We start from the raw sequence: 18,813 nt of genomic DNA, 5'->3' as shown, positions 1-18,813 counted from the left end.
AATGCATTGAGGGAAGGGCTTGGGTGGCGGGCACATCTGTGTTATCGCGCGGGCGCGGTGGCGGTCGCGACAGGCCGAAGATTTGGGCGTTTCGTCCCGGGAATATGGCGCAAAACGGGCGCTCTGTGGGGTCGGTCACATATTTGTAACGTCCGTGAGAACTGTTCGAATTGCGTCTGATCGGGTCCGTCGATGCGGTGAAAAACACGGTGTTTAGGATCGGGAAACGGGGGCAGAAGAAAACGGGTAGCTGCCCGCAATAAAGCAATTTTCCGTTTCCTTCAATTCACGTCGACTTTAATATCCGGAAGAATGTTGTTCGTCGCCCGGTCGTCGCCCGGTGGTCAGTGCCGGGCGGCGGTGACCGCGCGCCGGGCCGCTTCCAGGTCCACCGTCGCACCCGTCTCGGCGAGCGCAGCGCCCAGCGCCGCGAGCGAGGACGCCACTACGTCCCGCGTGGCGTCCGCCCCGTAGTGGTTGACCCGTAGCATCTCCTTGGCCAGTGCTCCGCCGCCCGCGATCAGCGGCAGCGAGGGATCGGCCGCGAGCGCCCTCGCGACCAGGGCGGAGGCATCGGCCCCGGCCGGGACACGCAGCGTCGTCGCCACCGGAGCCGCGTCCCGCGCCTCGTACACATACGGCTCAAGACCGCCGCCGAGCGCCGACGCGCCCGCGCGAGTGGCCGCCGCGGCCGAGGCGTGCCGCGACATCACCGCGTCCATGCCCTCCGCGTCGATGCGCTCCATGCAGGCCTGCAGCGCCAGCATCTCCAACTGGGCGGGAGCGTGCGGCAGCACGCGGCGGCCACCGTCGATCCAGCGCTCCTTCCAGTCGAGGAGGGAGAGGTACGAGCGCCGGGGCGCGGCCGGATTGGCGGCGAACCGCGCCCAGGCGCGCTCGCTGACCGACACCGCGGACACCCCGGCCGGACCGCCCATCGCCTTCTGCGCGCCGATCACACACAGGTCCACGCCCCAGACGTCCGGCAGCAACGGCTCGGCGCCCACCGAGGCCACCGCGTCCAGCATGAACAGCGCCCCGTGTGCCCGGACCACCTCGCCGATCTCCGCGACCGGGTTGGTGTTGCCGGTCGCTGCCTCGGCGTGCACCAGCGACACGAAGTCGATCTCGGGGCCGGCGTCGAGCGCCTGCGCCACTTGCGCGGCACTCACCGCGGCGTGGAACGGGACTTCGAGGTCGACCACGTTGGCCCCGCTGTCGCGCAGCCAGTTGCCGAAGGTCTGCCCGTACGGTCCGGTGACCACGTTCAGTGCGGTGGATCCCGGCCGGGCGCCGCCGCGGATGCAGCCCTCCAGGGGGAGCAGCGCCTCGCCCTGGGTGATCACCACGTCCTGCTCGGTGGAGAGGAGCGAGGCGACCTGCCGTTCGATGGCCGCGAAGTGCGCGGCGGTGAGCGGGGCGAGGTCGAGGAGGTGGTGGGTGGGGTGGTGCGGGTGCGTCACGGCGGTGCTCTCTTCGCGCGGGTGGGGATGGGGCCGGGCTCTCGGTCGAGGGTACTGAGCGCCTCACACACAGCTCGTACAGTGCTGATATGAGCGATCGCACGGTGCTGCATGTGAAGGGGCGGGTCCTCGTCGGGCCCGATGAAGCGCGGGACGAACTGTGGGTGGTGGACGGCCGGATCTCGTACGAACGGCCCCGTGCCAGTGGTGAGACGGTCACCGTCCGGGGCTGGGCGCTGCCCGGTCTGGTCGACGCGCACTGCCATGTCGGACTCGACCACCACGGCGCGGTCGACGAGGCGACCAGCGAGAAGCAGGCACTCACCGACCGGGAGGCGGGCACGCTGCTCATCCGTGACGCCGGATCGGCGTCCGACACCCGCTGGATGGACGACCGTGCCGATCTGCCGAAGATCATCAGGGCGGGCCGTCATATCGCGCGTACCCGCCGCTACATCCGTAACTTCGCCCATGAGATCGAGCCGGGCGATCTGGTCGCGTATGTCGCGGCGGAGGCGCGGCGAGGGGACGGCTGGGTCAAACTCGTCGGCGACTGGATCGACCGGGAGGCGGGCGACCTGACCGCCTGCTGGCCGCGCGCCGAGGTCACGGCGGCGATCGCCGAGGCGCACCGGCTGGGCGCACGGGTGACCGCGCACTGCTTCGCCGAGGTCGCGCTGCGGGACCTGGTGGAGGCGGGGATCGACTGCATCGAGCACGCGACCGGGCTCACCGAGGACACGATCCCGCTGTTCGCGGAGCGCGGTGTCGCGATCGTCCCGACGCTGGTCAACATCGCGACGTTCCCGCACCTGGCGGCGGGCGCCGAAGCGCGGTTCCCCCGGTGGTCGGCCCATATGCGCCGCCTGTACGACCGCCGCTACGACACGGTGCGCGCGGCGTACGACGCGGGCGTCCCTGTCTTCGTCGGCACGGACGCGGGCGGCTCACTGGCCCACGGCCTGGTGGCGGCGGAGGTGGCGGAGCTGGTGAAGGCGGGCATCCCGTCCCTCCAGGCACTGTCGGCGACGACGTGGGGGGCAAGGCGGTGGCTGGGCCGCCCGGCGCTGGAGGAGGGCGCACCGGCGGACCTGGTGGTGTACGACGAGGATCCACGGGCGGATGTGAGGGTGCTGGCGGGGCCGCGGCGGGTGATCCTGAACGGGCGGGTGATCGGCTGAGGGATTGGTTGAGGGATTGGTTGAGGGGGGCGTGTCGGGCGCTTGTCGGGGCTCCGCCCCGAACCCCGCGCCTCGATCTCCCCCATAGCCTTCGGCATGGGAGGTGCCCCCAGCGAGGCTGAAAGCGGCTGACCGGCGGGTCAGGGTTTCAGTTGGCGTCGGCCGCGGTGAACGCTGCGGCGTGGTCGCGGACGAAGTCGGCGAGGTCGCGCGGGGGGCGGCCGAGCAGGTCGGCGACCGTATCGGTGGTGAAGTCGCCCCAGCCGGAGGCATACGCCTGCGCGTACTCCTCAAGCATGCTGACGATCCAGTTCGGAACGCCGTAGCCGAGCAGCGTCTTGCGCTGGGCGTCGTCGCTGACCGGCAGGTACGTGATGGACCTGCGGAGAGCCAGACTCAATTGGTCGGCGACCTGGTCAAACGTCAGCGAGCGCGGGCCGGTGAGGGTGTACGTCTGGCCGTGGTGGCGGTCCGGCGCGTCGAGGAGCACGCGGGCAGCGCACTCGGCGATGTCGCGTACGTCGACCATGCCGATCCGGGCCGAGGCCATGTTCAGCGACATCGCGCTGGTCGCGGAGATGTCACCCGCCTCGTTCAGCAGGTTCTGCATGAACCAGTGTGGACGCAGGATCGTCCAGCGCATGCCGCACCGTTCGGTCTCCCGGTCGGACAGCGCGTGCAGCCTGCCGCTGCGGTTCGGCGCGTCGTGTGCCGCGCCGACGACGGACAAGCGCACTATGCGCTCCACACCGGCCTGGCGTGCGGCCCACACGGCGTTCATGTTGTTCTCCGGAGCGCGCGGGCCGTTCGGGGTGAGCAGCCACACGTCCTGCACGCCCTCGAAGGCGGGCGGCAGCGACCGGGCGTCTTCGAGGTCACCGACGAAGACCTCGGCGCTCTGCTCGCGGGGGCCGTCCGCTTTGGATTCTTGGCGGACGAGGGCACGAAGGTCCACATCGGCCCCTTCCAGCGCGTTCATGAGTGCGGTGGACACGGTCCCGGTGGCTCCGGTGATCAGCACGGTGCGCGACATGTTCATTCTCCTTTGGCGGTAGCGGGGGTACGGACGAGGTTGCGGACGACGTCGGGGCTCAGCTGCGCGGCGGCGATGGCGGTCAGCGCGAGCAGGACCCCGACGCCCTGCCACGGCGTCAGGGATTCATCGAGGAACAGCCAGCCCAGGATCGCGGCAACCGCGGGTGAGAGCAGGGCGAGGAACGACGCGGCGACCACGGGCAGCTTGCCGATGCCGTGAAACCAGACCATGAAGGAAAGCAGGGCGCCTACGAGGGACAGCCATGCGTAGCCGCCGAGCGCACGAAGATCCAGTCCGGGTGGAAGTCCTTCGAACGCGAGCGCGAGCGGGACGAGTACGAGACCGCCGGCGGTGAGCTGCCAGCCGGCGATGGTCGCCGCGCCGGCGCCCTCCGGACGTCCCCAGCGTTTGGTCAGGACGATTCCGCCGGCCATCACCCCGGCGGCTGCGATGCCGGCCAGGATGCCGAGCAGGTCGAAGGAGAGCCGGCCGCGCAGAACGATCAACCCGACGCCCACCACGCCGACCAGGCCCCAGCCGAGCAGCCAGCGTGTGGGTTTCACATTCAGCAGCAGGAACGCCAGGCCGGCGACGAACAACGGCAGGACGGCGACGAGTATCGCCGCTATGCCACCCGGTAGTCGATAGGCGGCGACGAACAGCAGTGCGAAGAGCGCGCCGATGTTGAGGGTGCCGAGCAGCAACGAGCGCCACAGCCACTTGCCGTGCGGCAGCTTGCGCGTGATGGCGAGCAGGATCAGCCCTGCCGGCAGCGCGCGGATCACACCCGACATCAACGGGTAGCCCGGCGGGAGGAACTCGGTGGTGACCAGGTATGTGGTCCCCCAACTGATCGGCGCGGCAGCGGTCAGCGCGGTCAGTCCCAGGGTGCTGACGGGCAGGGACGCGCTGACCGCGTCCGACCGGCTTGAGGCCTGGGTCATCTAATCTCCTTAACGTTGAAATGTTCAACGTTGAGCGAGAGTAGCTGTCTGTTAGGCTAGCGTCAAACAGTTTCACGTTGAGATGTTCTGGAGGTGGCAGACTCGTGGAGGACAACGTCGACTGGCGGCTGAACCAGTGGCGGACCGAGCGGCCGGACATCGACCCCACGCCGATGGGCGTGGTGGCCCGGATCCAGCGCGCCTGCCGACTGCTCGAACGCGAGCTTCGTGACCACTTCGCCACGCATGACCTGCAGCTATGGGAATTCGACATGCTGGGGACGCTGCGCCGGTCCGGGCAGCCGTATCGGCTCACTGCGGGGCAGTTGGTCGAGTCGTCGATGGTCACCTCCGGAGCGATCACCAACCGGATCGACCGTCTTGTCGCCAAGGGGCTGGTGACCCGCGAGGTCGATCCCCTCAACCGGCGCAGCGTGTTGATCACGTTGACGGAGCGTGGCCGGGAGCTGATCGACGGAATCGTCGTTGACCATGTCGACCTGGAGGCGAAGCTCCTCAGTCGACTGAGCGGCCGTGACCAGGAACAGCTCGCCGGGCTACTGCGCAAGCTGCTGACCAGCCTCGGCGACTACTCGCCTGCCAATCCCCTGAGTTCCGCAGAGACTGACGTGTAGGGATCTTGTGTCCTTCGGGTCTGAGCGCCGTGTCAACCACCAGGCTGCCGCGGTGCGTAGTGCAGTTGACGCCTCCGACACCCAACATCGCCGTCACCACCGACGGCACCCCGACACCTGCCAGGCGTTCTGCCGGCACTTCTTGAGGCAGTTCAAATCTGACTCATGAGGTGTCGCTCAGGCTGATGAACGGGGCACTGTCTCACAGTGAGTCGGAGATGCTGCTGTTCTCGGTGGACTCGAAGGTGGCGACGCGCTACCTGGAGGGTCTTGCGTTGTCGGGCGAAGAGACCGCCCGGCTGTTGGAGTACCGGTCGATCGGGGACGGCTCGCCCTCCTTGCCGCGGCCCGCGCCGGGTCCAAATTCCGTGTACCGGAAGAGCCCTGCCCCGAAGAGCACGACGAGGACCGTAGCAATCATCGATATCCGCAGCCCGGCATCCATGCCTGCGGATGTACTCACGAACCCCGGCGCGAACCCCTGCGCTGTCCTGGCCCGCAGCGGGCGAATGGCGAGGCAGAGACCGTTGCGGCAGCATTGAAAGAGAACGGCTCTTCAGCTCAGGACGATGTCAGGAGCTACGCATGACCACGAACGACCGAGTCCAGCACACGGAAGACGCTGCATTCTTCGACGAGGTCAAGGCGGTCTCGGAGCGGTACCCAGAGGCGAAACTCAGGTATGCCATCGCGAACCTGGCGCTTGAGAACGAGATGGGGATCGATTACGACCGGCAGGTCGGGGTCTCCCGCATCGAGGACGGTCGGATCGTCAGAAGTTTCGTGGACCGTGACGACCCGATGCTGGCGAGAATGCAGCTCTGCCTCCTGCGTGACATACACGGCAAGTGCCTCGACTGGATGGAAGCCCCGGAATGACGCGGTAGTTGGCTGCCTCCCAGGGAAGCGGACGCTCCACCGGCTCCGCCATAGCGCGCCGGCACACGACGCGGAGGACGGCAGCTCAACGCCGATGCTGCCGGCCCGGGCACCGTCGACCCCTTGGCCGCTCCGAGGTGCACCGAGGTGACGCCCCGACGTCATACTCACCACCACCCCTGGCGGCCTGCACGAATAACAAGAGGGCCGCGCCCCTTGTCAGGGCTCCGCCCCGAACCCCGCGACTCAAACGCCGGCGAGGCTCACGTTGCCGGCGGCCCGGCAAACTGAGCCCGTCCGGCGATTGAGGACACTCCCCCTACGCCCCAAGTGGCGTGGGGGGACCCCCACCCGAAGGGCGGTACGGGGTCTGGGGGTGGAGCCCCAGTTGCGGGAAGGGGCGGGTAGGGGAAAGCCCGCCGCAGGCGCATCCCGCACGCAGGCTAATCGCCCACCATCGTCAGGGCCTGGTCCAGCGCCTGCAAGAAACGGTTCGTCGTCACGCGGTCGCGTACCGCCACCCGCAGCCACCCCGGCCCGAGCCCCGGGAACGTGTCACCGCGCCGGGCCGCGAACCCCAGGCCGCGCAGCCTCTCCCGTACCTCCGCCCCCCGCCGTACGTGCAGCAGCACAAAGGGCCCCTCGGCCGCCTCCACCACCCGTACCTCATCGAACTCCGCCAGCCCCGCCAGCAGATGCGCCCGCTGCGTCGCGATCTCCACCGCCGCGTCGGCCGCCTCCTTGAGCGCGCCCGGCTCCATGCACGCCTCGGCGGCGGCCAGCGCGGGCGTCGACACCGGCCAGAGCGGCTGGGCCCGTTCCAGCGCCGTGATCGTCTCCGGCTCGGCGAGTACGTAGCCGATCCGCAGCCCCGCAAGGCCCCACGTCTTGGTGAGGCTGCGCAGCACCACCAGACCCGGTATGTCGCTACGGCCCGCCAGCGCCTCCGACTCGCCTGGCACCGCGTCCATGAACGCCTCGTCCACCACCAGCAGCCGCCCGGGGCGGGCCAGTCCGGCGATGTCGGCGGCCGGATGCAGTACGGATGTGGGGTTGGTCGGATTGCCGATGGCGACCAGGTCCGCGCGGTCCGGGACGGCCGCCGGGTCGAGCCGGAAGCCGTCCGCCTCGCGCAGGACGAGCCGCGCCACCTGGTGGCCCGCGTTCCGCAGGGCCGCCTCAGGCTCGGTGAACTGTGGATGCACGACGAGCGGGTGGCGTACGGGCAGGGCGCGCGCGAGCAGTACGAACGCCTCCGCCGCCCCCGCCGTCAGCAGCACCCGCTCCACCGGTACGCCGTGCCGCAACGCGACCGCCGCTCGGGCCGCCCGTCCGTCCGGGTAGGCGGCCAGCCCGGACAGCGAACCGGCGATCCGTTCACGGAGCCAGTCCGGGGGAGTGTCCGCCCGGACATTGACGGCGAGGTCGGTGAGACGGGCGTCTCGCACCTCGGCATCGCCGTGGTGGAGGAGATCATGTCCGTCAGTGTGAGTGTGCATGGCTGCCGCGATGCGTGTGATGGTGCCCGTCGTCGTCCGGGTGGAAGTGCGGCTGCTGCGGCAGACCCACCTTGTCCTCGAAGCCCGGCAGTGCGATCCGGTACACGCAGGAGTCGCAGTTCATCCGCACGCCGCCCGCGACGGCCTCCCGGTAGCGCTCCATGACCAGGTCGAGCAACTCCTCGGCAGGCCCGATCACCTCCGCCGAGACCACCTCCACCTCGGGGTGCGCCTGAGCCCACTCCTGCGTCTGCAGGACCACCCGGTCCGGGAGGATGCCGGTGAAGAGGAAGTACGGGAGTACGACGATCCGCCGCGCCCCCAGCCGTACGCACCGGTCGAGACCGCTCGGCACATCTGGGGCGGCGAGGGAGACGAAGGCGGTCTCCACCCCGGCGTAACCCCGCCCCTCCCACAGCAGCCGGGACGCCTTGAGGACCTCGGAGTTGGCGTCCGGGTCGGTCGAACCGCGCCCCACCAGCAGCACGGTCACATCGGCGCGATCGGCGCGATCGGCCGATGAGCCCAGTGCCTCGTCGAGCCGCCGTTCCAGCACTCGCAACAGCCCCGGGTGTGGGCCGAGCGGGCGGCCGTAGGTGTACGAGATCCCGGGGTGGCGCTCCCGCTCGCGGGCCAGCGCCGCGGGGATGTCGCCCTTGGCGTGCCCGGCGGACACCAGCATCAGCGGCACGGCGGCGAAACGATTCACGCCCTGCCCGACCAGCTCGGTGACGGCATCGCCGAGAGGCGGCGCGGACAGCTCGATGAAGCCGCCGGCGACGGGGAGTTCGGGATGACGGCGCCCCAGCTCCCGTACGAAGTCCCGGAAGGCCTCGGCCCCCGCTTCGTCTCGGGTGCCGTGGCCGGCGATGAGTAGTGCGGGCGGCGGGGTGGTCACGCGTTCTCCTTGGTGTGCGGGTGGTAGAGCAGGGCGTTCAGCGCGGCTGCGGCGACGGCGCTGCCGCCCTTCTCGGACACGTTGCTGACGGCGGGCAGCCCGCTCTCGCGGAGCGCGGCCTTGGACTCGGCCGCGCCGACGAAGCCGACAGGCAGCCCGATCACGAGCGCGGGCGCGGCGTCGAGGACGAGCAGCTCTTCTAGGGCGGTGGGCGCGCAGCCGACGACCCAGATCGCGCCCGGCCCGACCTCCTCGTACGCCAGACGGACGGCGTGGGCGGAACGGGTCAGTCCGCCAGGGCCTGAGCGGGCGTCCTTGAGACGGCAGACGGTCTCGCGCCGGGTGATGCCCGCGGCGACCATCTCGACGTCCGCGACGACGGGCGCACCGGCGTGCAGCGCGTCGTGCGCGGCACGGAGAGCGGCCTCGTCGCAGACGAGATCGGTGGCGTAGCCGAGATCGGCGGAGGAGTGGATGACCCGCTCCACGACGGCGCGGGTGAGCGGCGGGAACCCGCTGGTGTCGAGGCGGGAGCGGAGCCGCCGGAAGGACTCCTGTTCGATGGGGTGAACGACGCGGGTCATGGGGCGACTCCGGTGCGGGGTGCGGGGGGAGTGGTGCGTATCGCGTCGTCGGCGCGGTGTCGGTCCGCGCTCGTGTGGGCGCGGTACGGCAGGTACGGCACGGGGACCCCCACCCCGCAGGCGCGGCGGGCACGCGACATCGGCGCTCGCGCGCGGGCCCCGCGACTGGTCGCCGCACGCGTCGTCGCGGCTCCCCGCGCCGCGCCGGGCGTCGGCCTCATGACTGCCACCGGTAGCCGCGCGGGGTCACCATGCGGCCCGCGATTTCTCGCGTGGCCGTGTTGCCCACCGTCACGACCGTCATCATGTCCACCGTCGCCGGATCCAGTCCGGCCAGTGTCGTGACGCGGCTGGATTCGTCCGCCCGCGACGCGTTGCGTACGACACCCACCGGCGTCCCCGGCTCCCGGTGCTCCGCGAGGATCGACAGCGCCTTCGGGAGCTGCCAGTCCCGGCCCCGGCTGCGCGGGTTGTAGAACGTCACGACGAAGTCTGCCTCCGCCACGGCCCGCACCCGTCGCTCGATGACCTCCCACGGCGTGTGCAGATCCGACAGGCTGACCGAGACATGGTCGTGGCCGAGCGGCGCGCCCAGGATCGCCGCAGCGGCCAGCGCCGCCGTCACCCCCGCCACCCCGACCACGTCGATGTCGTCGGACGCCTCAGCCAGCGCCGGTGACGCCATCGCGTACACGCCCGCGTCACCGCTGCCGATCAGCGCCACCGCATGCCCCGCACGCGCCTCGGCGACCGCCGTGCGGGCCCGTTCCTCCTCGGCCCCGAGGCCGGACTCGAGCACGCGCGTCCCGGGCCTGAGCAGATCGCGGATCTGGTCGACGTACTGGTCGAGGCCGACGAGCACCGAAGCGCGCCGCAGCTCCGCCGTGGCGCGCGGGGTGAGCAGATCACGCGCGCCCGGTCCGAGCCCCACCACGGCCAGCCGGCCGCGCGGCGGCCTGCGTACGATCGCGCACGTCGCCATCGCCGCGCCCGCCCCGGCTTCAGGCGTCGACTTCCGCTTCGGGACGAGGAGTTCGCCCCCGCCCGCGAGCGCCGCCGCCTCCGCCACGGACGGCGTCCCCACCGCCGCGAGCGGTGCGCCGGACGGGTTCGGCACCGCGATCCCCGCCAGCCGCTGCGCGCCGTACGTCACCAGGGGCACCCCGAGCCGCTCCGCGGCCCCGACGATCCCCGGCTCCGCCGCCTTCGCGTCGACGGTCGCCAGCTCGGCGACGCTCAGCGCCGAGAGCCCCGCTCCCCGCAGCGCCTCCTCGATCAGCCCGAGGACCTCATCGACGGGTGCGCCCTTGGACGCCCCCACCCCGACCACGAGCGACGGCGGGCGCAACACGGCCTCCCGAGCCCCCAGTTCTACGATCCGGTCCGTGACCCGCAGCACCGAGTCACCGTCGCCGCCCTCGCTCACATTCACCGGCAGCGGCGGCAGCGGCCACACCCCGCCCGGCGACCGCAGCGCCACCCGCTCCCCGTCCAGCACCGCCCGCGTCACCGCCGCGACCGCGCCCTCCACCGGCCACCCCAGCGTGTCCAGACCCGGGACGTCCGCCGCGTCCGTCGCCGTCGTCACCACCGGGGCGCAGCCCAGTACATCCGCGACCTCGGCCGCCAGCTCGTTCGCGCCGCCCCCGTGGCCGCCCAGCAGCGACACCGCGTACCGCTGCCCCTCGTCCACGCACACCACACCCGGGTCCGCCGCCTTGCCCGCCAGCAGCGGGGCGATCAGCCGTACCACCGCGCCCGTCGCCAGGAAGCACACCAGCTGCTCACACTCCGCGAACGCGCGCTCCACCGACTCACGCACCGACTCGCCCGCCGGGCCGCCCTCGTACACCCGGGTACGGCCGGGCCAGGCCGCGGCCAGCCGGTCGCGGGCCGCGGCGCCCGCCGCCGTCGCGGAGATCAGGCCGATCACTGAATCGCTCCTTCGTTCAGAACCACATCTGACACAGCTGTGGGGCGGTCGCCCCACAGCAGGAAGACCGGGTTCGCGGCAGCCAGCCGCGTCACATCTCCCGGCAGCGGCGCCAGCCGCGACGAGTGCAGCAGCACGCCCTCGGTCGCGAACCCCGCCGCGGCCAGCGCCCCCCGTACCGCGGGCACCCGGTCCACGGCCGCCAGCGCCACCACCACCGTGCGCCGGGCCCGCCGCGCGCACGCGGTCACGATCGTGGGCAGTTCCGCGCCCCCGCCCCCGATGAACACCGCGTCGGGGGCGGCGAGCCGGGACAGCACCGCGGGCGCCTCGCCGTGCACGGGCCATACGTCCACGCCGTGCGCCGCCGCGTTCGCGCGGATCCGCTCCACGCCGTCGGCGGTCTTCTCCACGGCGGCCACGGCCGCGCCGAACCGTGCGCACTCCACCGCCACCGAACCGGACCCCGCGCCGATGTCCCACACGAAGTCACCCGTACGCGGACCCAGCCGCGCCAGCGCCAGCGCCCGCACCTCGAACTTCGTGATCATCGAGTCGCGGTGCTCGAACTCGCCCTCGTCCAGCGCCCACCGGTCAGGGCCCCCGGGTACGGAGAGGGTGCGCTGCACCGGCGACAGCACGCGACTCTCGTCCAGGCAGAGCACCACGTTCGCCGCGTCGCCCCACTCACGCGCCGCCGCCTGAGCGGGCGTCAGCCGCTCGATCCGCTCGTGCGCCGGATCACCGAGCGCCGTCGCCACCACCAGGGTCCGCCGGCCCGACCCCTGCGCCGACCCCCGCGCCAGCTCGGCCCCCAGCTCCGCGGGGCCCGCGCCGGGACCTGTCAGCACGGCCGTCTTGGCGTGCGCCCGGCACACATTGACCGCGGTCCGCAGATCACGGCCGTGCGCGCTGACGACCACCGCGTCGTCCCACGGCAGCCCGATCCGGGCGAAGGCGACGGACACCGACCCCGCCCCCGGCCGTACGTCCAGCGCGTCCGCCCCGAAACGCTCGGCCAGCGCCCGTACGATCCCGAAGAACCCGGGGTCGCCCGAGGCCAGCACCACCACCCGCGCCTCGCCCCCCGCCCGCTGCTTCTCGATCGCGTCGAGCGCGGGCGCGAGCGGGCCCATTGCCAACTGTTCGGCGCCGGCCGGGATGTCGGCCGCTGTCAGATGGCGTCGCCCGCCCACCACCAGGGTGGCGTCGGCGAGCGCCTGGCTGTCGCGTACGGACAGCGGCGCGCCCGTCCCCGTACCGATGACGGTGATCACGGCTTCATGCCTTCCGCGCGCAGGGCCTTGCGGGCCGCCGGGTCCGCCTTCCGGTAACCGTGGAAGTGCCCCGGGTGGTACAGATGCGACCGCGTCCCCGACGCCGCCAGCGCCGGACCGACCAGGAAGAGCGTGTGCTTCCAGAGCCGGTGCTCCTTGACCGTCTCCTCCAGCGTGCCGATCGTGCAGCGCAGGATCAGCTCCTCCGGCCAGGTCGCCTGATAGGCGACGACCACCGGCGTACTCGTCGGATAGCCGCCCTCCAGCAGCTCCTGCGTCAACTGGCCCGAGCGCGCCGCCGACAGGAACAGCGCCATCGTCGTGCCGTGGCGCGCGAACTCCCGTACCTCCTCGCCCGGCGGCATCGGCGTCTTGCCGCCGCCGAGCCGGGTCAGGATCACGGACTGCGCGATCTCCGGGATCGTCAGCTCGCGCTGCGCGATCGCGGCGACCGCCGAGAACGACGAGACGCCCGGCACGATCTCGACGGCGAGACCCAGCTCCGTACACCGGTCGAGCTGTTCCTGCGTGCCGCCCCACAGGGCGGGGTCCCCGGAGTGGATCCTGGCGACGCGCAGGCCCTCGCCGCGGGCACGCTCGTACACGGCGACGACGTCTTCGAGCGACATCGCCGCGGAGTCGAGGATCTCGGCGTCCTCGCGGGCGTGGTCGAGGACCTCGGCCTGCACCAGGCTGGCCGCCCAGATGACGACGTCGGCTTCGGCGATGGCACGCGCGGCCCGGAACGTCAGCAGATCGGCGGCGCCCGGACCGGCGCCGACGAAGGTCACCTTGCCGTGAGTGTCGGCAGCGGCAGCGGCAGCGGCATCGGCCATGAGCGGGGGTCCTCTCGGGTTATTCGAGTCATTCGGGTGATTCGTACTGATCTCGCGCTCGCAGCGACGGATCAATCCGCTAGCAAGAGCGCATGGCGGTGTTCGTCGCGCTCGGCGCGTTCCTGATGACGCTGTTCGGCGGCTGGACGGCGCAACGCGTCACCGACCGCCGCCACCTCGTGCTCGGCCTGACGGGCGGCCTGATGCTGGGTGTGGTCGGCCTGGATCTGCTGCCCGAGGCACTTCGGGCGTCGCGCGACGAGGTGTTCGGCGTGGAGCGCGCACTGCTGCTGTTCGTCGGCGGCTTCCTGACGGCCCACATGGTGGAACGGCTGCTGGCGGTACGTCAGGCGGCACACGGCGCGGACGAGCGAGCCCCGCAGGTGGGACTGACGGCCGCGGCGGCGATGGTGGGCCACAGCCTGCTGGACGGGGTCGCGATCGGCGCGGCGTTCCAGGTGGGCGAGGGCATGGGCGCGACCGTGGCGGTCGCCGTCGTCACCCACGACTTCGCGGACGGCTTCAACACGTACACGCTCACCAGCCTGTACGGGAACACGCGCCGCAAGGCGATCGCGATGCTCATCGCCGACGCGCTCGCCCCTATCGCCGGTACGGCGTCCACAGTGCTCTTCACGCTCCCGGCGGAGCTTCTGGGCAGCTATCTCGGGTTCTTCGGCGGCGCCCTGCTCTATCTCGCAGCCGCCGAGATCCTGCCCGAGGCACACCACGCGCACCCCGCGCGGTCGACGCTGCTGTGCACGGCGGGAGGCGTGGGCTTCATCTGGCTGGTGGTGGGCCTCTCCGAGTGAGGAACTCACAGCTTGCCCCCGCGCCCGCCGTCGCGCGGCGCGGGCACGATCAGCGTCGACAGGTACGGCAGCGTTCCCGCGTCCAGCCCGGCCAGCTCGGCGGCCGGCCGGATGGACTCCCCGGGCAGCCCGAGCGCCGACCCCCACACCGCGCCCTCGGTACGCCCGGTCTCCCGCAGCGCGGTGGCCACCTCCGCCGCCAGCCGCCCGAACTTGTACGCCACGACCGTCCCCGGACCCTCCAGCGCGTCCTTGAGCACGGCCGCCCCCGCGGTCACCGGCACCAGCGTCAACGGCTCGGTCCCCTCGGTGAGGACCGCCCCGCTGCGGGCCGCGAGATCCTGCATGGCGGTGATGCCCGGCACGGTCTCCACGACCGTCCCCGGGACCAACTCCGCGACGGTCTGCGCGAGATAGGTGAACGTCGAGTACACATTGGGGTCGCCGATCGTCGCGAAGGCGACGGCGGAATGGGCGCGCAGCAGCTCGGCGACGCGGCGCCCGGCAGCGTCCCAGGCGGCCTCGCGGCGGGCGCGGTCGGTGCGCTCGTTGAGCGCGAAGACGACCCGTACGACCTTGTCGGCGGACACGTAGTGCAGAACGGTCGCCTCGGCACGCCCCTGCTCCAGGGTGTCCATCACGGGTACGACGACGACCTCGGCGTCGCGGAGGGCGTTGACGCCCTTGACGGTCACCAACTCGGGATCGCCGGGGCCCACTCCGACCCCGATGAGTCTGTTGCCGCTCATGCTCCACACCTCTCGATGAATCTCCGGGCCATGCCGGGCGCGCCCGCCCAGTGCGTATGCAGATAGCTCGCGTGCACGCCCTGTTGTACGAACCCCTCGACGCGCCGCTCCGGCCGGTGCATGCCCCATGCGGGCGCGGGCCCCGCTGCCGGTTCCACGACTGTCCGATGGAACTCGTGCCCGCGTGTCCGTGTCCCGGCGACAGCGAGAACGCTGTCGCTGACGGCGACAGCGTCCCGGTAGCCGAGCGTCAGCCGCTCCGACATCCGCGCGTCGGCGTCCAGGACGCCGCACATCGGCATTCCGTCCAGGGAGCGTGAGAGGTACAGCAGCCCGGCACACTCGGCGGCGACGGGCGCACCGGAGAGCGCGAGCTCGGCGACGGCCTTGCGCAGCGGCTCATTGGCGGACAGCTCGGGCGCGTACACCTCGGGGAAGCCGCCGCCGATGACGAGGCCGGTCGTGCCCTCGGGGAGTTGTTCGTCGCGCAGCGGGTCGAAGGGGACGACGTCGGCGCCGGCGGCTGTGAGGAGCTCGGTGTGCTCGGTGTACGAGAAACTGAAGGCGGGACCACCGGCGACGGCGACGACGGGGCGTGGGGTGCGCCTGCGGGCCCTTGTCGGGGGCGCTGCCCCCAGTTCGGGATGGGGGTCCCTCCCAGGCGAAGCTCTGGGGGAGGGCGGGTAGGGGACAGGCCCGCCGCAGGCGACCCCCGCGTCCCACGGCGCGTCAGGCACCGCCGCCGCACTGCGGGCCAACCCCAGCAGCCCCTCCAGGTCACACCCCTCCCGCACCCTCTCCCCCATCACCCGCACCGCCTCCACCGCCTCCGCCCGCCGCTCCGCCACCGGCACCAACCCCAGGTGCCGCGACGGCGTCCCCACCTCCTCAACCCGCCGCAACGCCCCCAGCACCGGCACCCCCGACTCGTCCAGCGCCTCCCGCAGCAGCTCCTCGTGCCGGTCCGACCCCACCTTGTTCAGGATCACGCCCCCGATCCGCACCTGCGGATCCCACGACGCGAAACCGTGCACCAGCGCCGCCACCGACCGCGACTGCGACGACGCGTCCACCACCAGCACCACCGGCGCCCGCAGCAACTTCGCGACCTGCGCCGTGGACGCCAGCTCGCCCGCCCCCGCCGCACCGTCGAACAGCCCCATCACACCCTCCACCACAGCCAGATCGCACCCCGCCGCACCATGCGCGAACAGCGGCGCGATCAGCTCCGTACCGCACAGATACGCGTCCAGATTCCGACCCGGACGCCCGGTGGCGATCGCGTGATAGCCCGGGTCGATGTAGTCAGGGCCGACCTTGTGCCCGGACACCAACAGACCCGCCGCGACGAACGCGGCCATCAGCCCCGTCGCGACAGTGGTCTTCCCACTCCCGGACGACGGCGCGGCCACGACAAGACGTGCTACCACTCGATGCCCCGCTGCCCCTTCTGACCGGCGTCCATCGGGTGCTTCACCTTCGCCATCTCGGTCACCAGATCGGCGATGGTGATCAGCTTCTCCGGCGCGTTACGGCCGGTGATCACCACATGCTGAGTCCCGGGCCGGTCGCGCAGCACCTGGATCACCTCGTCCGTGTCCACCCACCCCCAGTGCATGGGATACGCGAACTCGTCCAGCACATACAGCCGGTACGTCTGCGCCGCCAGGTCGCGCTTGACCTGCTCCCAGCCCTCGCGCGCCGCCTCCTCGTTGTTGAGCTGCCTGTCGCGCTGCACCCACGACCAGCCCTCGCCCATCTTGTGCCAGTCGACCGGGCCGCCCTCGCCCGACGCCCCCAGCACTCGTAGCGCGTTCTCCTCGCCCACCTTCCACTTCGCGGACTTCACGAACTGGAACACCCCGATCGGCCACCCCTGATTCCAGGCGCGCAGCGCGAGCCCGAAGGCGGCGGTCGACTTTCCCTTGCCGATGCCCGTGTGGACGACGACGAGCGGGCGGTTGCGGCGCTGGCGGGTGGTGAGCCCGTCGTCCGGTACGACGGACGGCTGTCCCTGCGGCATTACGCGGCCCTCCTGGCACTGTGAGCACTCTGCGCACTCTGAACGTCCTTCACGAGCCCGGCGATCGAGTCGGCGCGCAGCTCGTCGAGCGTGACGGCGGTCCCGCCGAGGTCCCGCGCGAGTTCGACGGCGAGCCCGAGCCGTACCGGCCCCGACTCGCAGTCCACGACGACCGACGCCGTGCCCTCGGCGGCGTGCAGCCGCGCCGCCCGCGCCCCGAGCGCGACCGGGCCGACCCCGCCGGTCGCCCGCCCGTCGGTCACCACGACCAGCAGCGGCCGACGCGACGGATCGCGCAGACGCTCCACCCGCAGTACGTCGTGCGCCCTGAGCAGCCCGGCAGCCAGCGGCGTACGGCCGCCGGTCGGCAGTGTCTCCAGCCGGACCGCCGCGGCCTCCACCGACGAGGTCGGGGGCAGCGCCAGCTCGGCGTCCTGCCCACGGAAGGTGACCAGACCGACCTTGTCGCGCCGCTGATACGCGTCCAGGAGCAGCGAAAGCACCGCGCCCTTCACGGCGCTCATGCGCTGCCGGGCCGCCATCGACCCCGAGGCGTCCACGACGAACAGCACGAGGTTGCCCTCCCGGCCCTCCCTGGTGGCCTGCCGCAGATCGTCGCGGCGTACCACCAGGCCCGGGCCGGTGCGCCCACGGGCCAGCTGATGCGGGGCGGCGGCCTGCACGGTCGCCGCCAAGTGCAGCTTGGTGAGCGCCCCTTGGGGCCGCCGCGCTCCGGTCGTACGCCCGTGCTCGGTGCGCGCCCGGGACCTGCGCCCGGCCGCGCCCTCGCCCAGACCGGGCACGCTCAGCACCTTCGTACGGAACGGTTCGGCGGCCCGTACGGCTTGCTGCTCACCGCCGCCCGCGGGAGCCTGCTGAGCTGACGTGTCCTCGGCCTGGCCGCCCTGCTCGCCCTCGGGCGACGCGTCGGGGGAGTCGGGCCCGCCCTGCGGCGGCTGCCCGCCCCCGTTCGGGCCGTCAGGGTCAGGGTCGGGATCGTCGTCCCCGAACTCCTCCAAGGTCTGGTCGAGCTTGTCCTCGTCCAGACCGGGCGCGTCGAACGGATTCCGCCGCCGCCGGTGGGGGAGCGCGAGGAGCGCCGCCTGCCGTACGTCCTCGGCGGTGACGACCGTACGCCCGGCCCAGGCGGCCAGCGCGGTCGCGGTCCGGGCCATCACGATGTCCGCGCGCATCCCGTCGACCTCGAAGGCCGCGCAGGTGGCCGCGATCTGGCGGAGCGGGCCGTCCCCGAGCCGTACTTCGGGCAACAGGGCGCGCGCGGCGACGATCCGCGACCGCAGCGACGTCTCCTCGTCTGCCCAGCGCCCGGCGAACCCGGCCGGATCGTCGTCGTACGCGAGCCGCCGCCGCACGACCTCCACCCGCTGATCGGGCTCCCGGGAGGCCGCGACCTCGACGGTGAGCCCGAAGCGGTCCAGCAACTGGGGCCGCAGCTCGCCCTCTTCGGGGTTCATCGTCCCGACGAGGAGGAAGCGCGCGGCATGCCGTACGGAGACGCCCTCGCGCTCGACGTACGAGGCGCCCATGGCGGCGGCGTCGAGCAGCAGGTCAACCAGATGGTCATGCAGCAGATTGACCTCGTCGACGTACAAGATCCCGCGGTGCGCGGCGGCGAGCAGCCCGGGTTCGAAGGCCTTCACGCCCTCCGAGAGCGCGCGCTCGATGTCCAGCGCCCCGACGAGCCGGTCTTCCGAGGCCCCGACGGGCAACTCGACCATCCGGGCGGCCCGGGCAGTGCCGTTACCGGGCTCGTGCGGACCGTCCGGGCACTGCGGATCGGGCGCGGTGGGGTCGCAGGAGAACCGGCATCCGGAGACCACCGGAACCTCCGGTATCAACACCGCAAGCGCGCGTACGGCGGTCGACTTGGCGGTCCCCTTCTCGCCGCGCACGAGCACACCGCCGACCTGCGAAGACACGGCGTTGAGCAGTAGCGCGAGACGGAGGTCCTCTTGCCCGACGATCGCGGTGAAAGGGTACGGGGTACTCATGCGGTCTCCTCGATCGTGTTCGGGCGGTGTGATTCCCCCACCCCGCCCCTTC

General features: G+C 71.9%; 18 protein-coding genes. 4 read left to right on the top strand and 14 right to left on the bottom strand.

Features of this window, described 5'->3' with window-relative positions:
- Positions 1-344: 344 nt before the first annotated feature.
- Positions 345-1,463, bottom strand: a complete 1,119-nt coding sequence (locus ACIHCQ_RS14195; RefSeq protein ID WP_399661639.1) for a pyridoxal-phosphate-dependent aminotransferase family protein — start codon at positions 1,461-1,463, stop codon at positions 345-347.
- 89 nt (positions 1,464-1,552) lie between these two features.
- On the opposite strand from ACIHCQ_RS14195, the gene ACIHCQ_RS14190 reads away from it, so the two are divergent.
- The gene (locus tag ACIHCQ_RS14190; protein ID WP_399661637.1) at positions 1,553-2,644 is read left to right on the top strand and encodes an amidohydrolase family protein; all 1,092 of its coding nucleotides are present in this window, start codon (positions 1,553-1,555) and stop codon (positions 2,642-2,644) included.
- Positions 2,645-2,792: 148 nt separating this feature from the next.
- On the opposite strand, the gene ACIHCQ_RS14185 is transcribed toward ACIHCQ_RS14190, so the two are convergent.
- Together ACIHCQ_RS14185 and ACIHCQ_RS14180 are read right to left on the bottom strand one after the other, a co-directional pair.
- Positions 2,793-3,677: an NAD(P)H-binding protein gene (locus ACIHCQ_RS14185; protein ID WP_399661635.1), complete on the bottom strand. Its 885-nt coding sequence runs from the start codon at positions 3,675-3,677 to the stop codon at positions 2,793-2,795.
- Between the two features lie 2 nt (positions 3,678-3,679).
- The gene (locus ACIHCQ_RS14180) at positions 3,680-4,624 is read right to left on the bottom strand and encodes an EamA family transporter (protein WP_399661634.1); all 945 of its coding nucleotides are present in this window, start codon (positions 4,622-4,624) and stop codon (positions 3,680-3,682) included.
- 104 nt (positions 4,625-4,728) lie between these two features.
- On the opposite strand from ACIHCQ_RS14180, the gene ACIHCQ_RS14175 reads away from it, so the two are divergent.
- The gene (locus ACIHCQ_RS14175) at positions 4,729-5,259 is read left to right on the top strand and encodes a MarR family winged helix-turn-helix transcriptional regulator (protein WP_399661632.1); all 531 of its coding nucleotides are present in this window, start codon (positions 4,729-4,731) and stop codon (positions 5,257-5,259) included.
- A 256-nt stretch (positions 5,260-5,515) separates the two neighbouring features.
- On the opposite strand, the gene ACIHCQ_RS14170 is transcribed toward ACIHCQ_RS14175, so the two are convergent.
- Positions 5,516-5,722 carry a hypothetical protein gene (locus ACIHCQ_RS14170; protein WP_399661629.1) on the bottom strand — a complete coding sequence of 69 codons (207 nt, stop codon included), beginning with the start codon at positions 5,720-5,722 and terminating at the stop codon, positions 5,516-5,518.
- Positions 5,723-5,844: 122 nt separating this feature from the next.
- Between ACIHCQ_RS14170 and ACIHCQ_RS14165 the strand changes: the two genes are divergently transcribed.
- Positions 5,845-6,138 (top strand): hypothetical protein, encoded by a 294-nt coding sequence (locus ACIHCQ_RS14165; protein WP_399661627.1) that lies wholly within the window; start codon positions 5,845-5,847, stop codon positions 6,136-6,138.
- 443 nt (positions 6,139-6,581) lie between these two features.
- Here the strand turns inward: ACIHCQ_RS14165 and cobC are convergent, their stop codons facing one another.
- The 6 genes from cobC to cobM all read right to left on the bottom strand — a co-directional run bounded on the left by cobC (position 6,582) and on the right by cobM (position 13,165).
- The gene (cobC, locus tag ACIHCQ_RS14160; protein WP_399661625.1) at positions 6,582-7,637 is read right to left on the bottom strand and encodes an Rv2231c family pyridoxal phosphate-dependent protein CobC; all 1,056 of its coding nucleotides are present in this window, start codon (positions 7,635-7,637) and stop codon (positions 6,582-6,584) included.
- Complete coding sequence (locus tag ACIHCQ_RS14155) at positions 7,621-8,535, bottom strand: sirohydrochlorin chelatase (RefSeq protein ID WP_399661623.1); 915 nt, start codon at positions 8,533-8,535, stop codon at positions 7,621-7,623. The genes cobC and ACIHCQ_RS14155 overlap by 17 nt, the downstream gene beginning before the upstream one ends.
- Entirely contained in the window at positions 8,532-9,119 is a 588-nt protein-coding gene (locus ACIHCQ_RS14150) for a precorrin-8X methylmutase (protein ID WP_399661621.1), read from the bottom strand. The genes ACIHCQ_RS14155 and ACIHCQ_RS14150 overlap by 4 nt, the downstream gene beginning before the upstream one ends.
- 217 nt (positions 9,120-9,336) lie before the next feature.
- The gene (gene cobJ / locus ACIHCQ_RS14145) at positions 9,337-11,052 is read right to left on the bottom strand and encodes a precorrin-3B C(17)-methyltransferase (protein ID WP_399661619.1); all 1,716 of its coding nucleotides are present in this window, start codon (positions 11,050-11,052) and stop codon (positions 9,337-9,339) included.
- The gene (gene cbiE, locus ACIHCQ_RS14140; protein ID WP_399661617.1) at positions 11,049-12,329 is read right to left on the bottom strand and encodes a precorrin-6y C5,15-methyltransferase (decarboxylating) subunit CbiE; all 1,281 of its coding nucleotides are present in this window, start codon (positions 12,327-12,329) and stop codon (positions 11,049-11,051) included. Before cbiE ends, cobJ begins: the two co-directional genes overlap by 4 nt.
- Entirely contained in the window at positions 12,326-13,165 is an 840-nt protein-coding gene (gene cobM / locus ACIHCQ_RS14135) for a precorrin-4 C(11)-methyltransferase (RefSeq protein ID WP_399661615.1), read from the bottom strand. The genes cbiE and cobM overlap by 4 nt, the downstream gene beginning before the upstream one ends.
- A gap of 92 nt (positions 13,166-13,257) precedes the next feature.
- Between cobM and ACIHCQ_RS14130 the strand changes: the two genes are divergently transcribed.
- Positions 13,258-13,977 (top strand): ZIP family metal transporter, encoded by a 720-nt coding sequence (locus ACIHCQ_RS14130; protein WP_399661613.1) that lies wholly within the window; start codon positions 13,258-13,260, stop codon positions 13,975-13,977.
- A gap of 5 nt (positions 13,978-13,982) precedes the next feature.
- On the opposite strand, the gene cobI is transcribed toward ACIHCQ_RS14130, so the two are convergent.
- The 4 genes from cobI to ACIHCQ_RS14110 are packed head-to-tail and all read right to left on the bottom strand — an operon-like array spanning position 13,983 to position 18,761.
- Positions 13,983-14,726, bottom strand: coding sequence for a precorrin-2 C(20)-methyltransferase (gene cobI / locus ACIHCQ_RS14125; protein WP_399661610.1), 744 nt, complete (start codon positions 14,724-14,726; stop codon positions 13,983-13,985).
- Positions 14,723-16,156 carry a cobyrinate a,c-diamide synthase gene (locus ACIHCQ_RS14120; protein WP_399661608.1) on the bottom strand — a complete coding sequence of 478 codons (1,434 nt, stop codon included), beginning with the start codon at positions 16,154-16,156 and terminating at the stop codon, positions 14,723-14,725. Before ACIHCQ_RS14120 ends, cobI begins: the two co-directional genes overlap by 4 nt.
- Positions 16,150-16,749 (bottom strand): cob(I)yrinic acid a,c-diamide adenosyltransferase, encoded by a 600-nt coding sequence (gene cobO, locus ACIHCQ_RS14115; protein ID WP_399661606.1) that lies wholly within the window; start codon positions 16,747-16,749, stop codon positions 16,150-16,152. The genes ACIHCQ_RS14120 and cobO overlap by 7 nt, the downstream gene beginning before the upstream one ends.
- Positions 16,749-18,761 carry a putative cobaltochelatase gene (locus ACIHCQ_RS14110; RefSeq protein ID WP_399661604.1) on the bottom strand — a complete coding sequence of 671 codons (2,013 nt, stop codon included), beginning with the start codon at positions 18,759-18,761 and terminating at the stop codon, positions 16,749-16,751. Before ACIHCQ_RS14110 ends, cobO begins: the two co-directional genes overlap by 1 nt.
- Positions 18,762-18,813 lie beyond the last annotated feature (52 nt).

Source organism: Streptomyces sp. NPDC052236, from assembly GCF_044548015.1.
In the GTDB taxonomy this organism is placed as follows: domain Bacteria; phylum Actinomycetota; class Actinomycetes; order Streptomycetales; family Streptomycetaceae; genus Streptomyces.
This window is presented reverse-complemented; position numbering and strand designations above follow the sequence as displayed.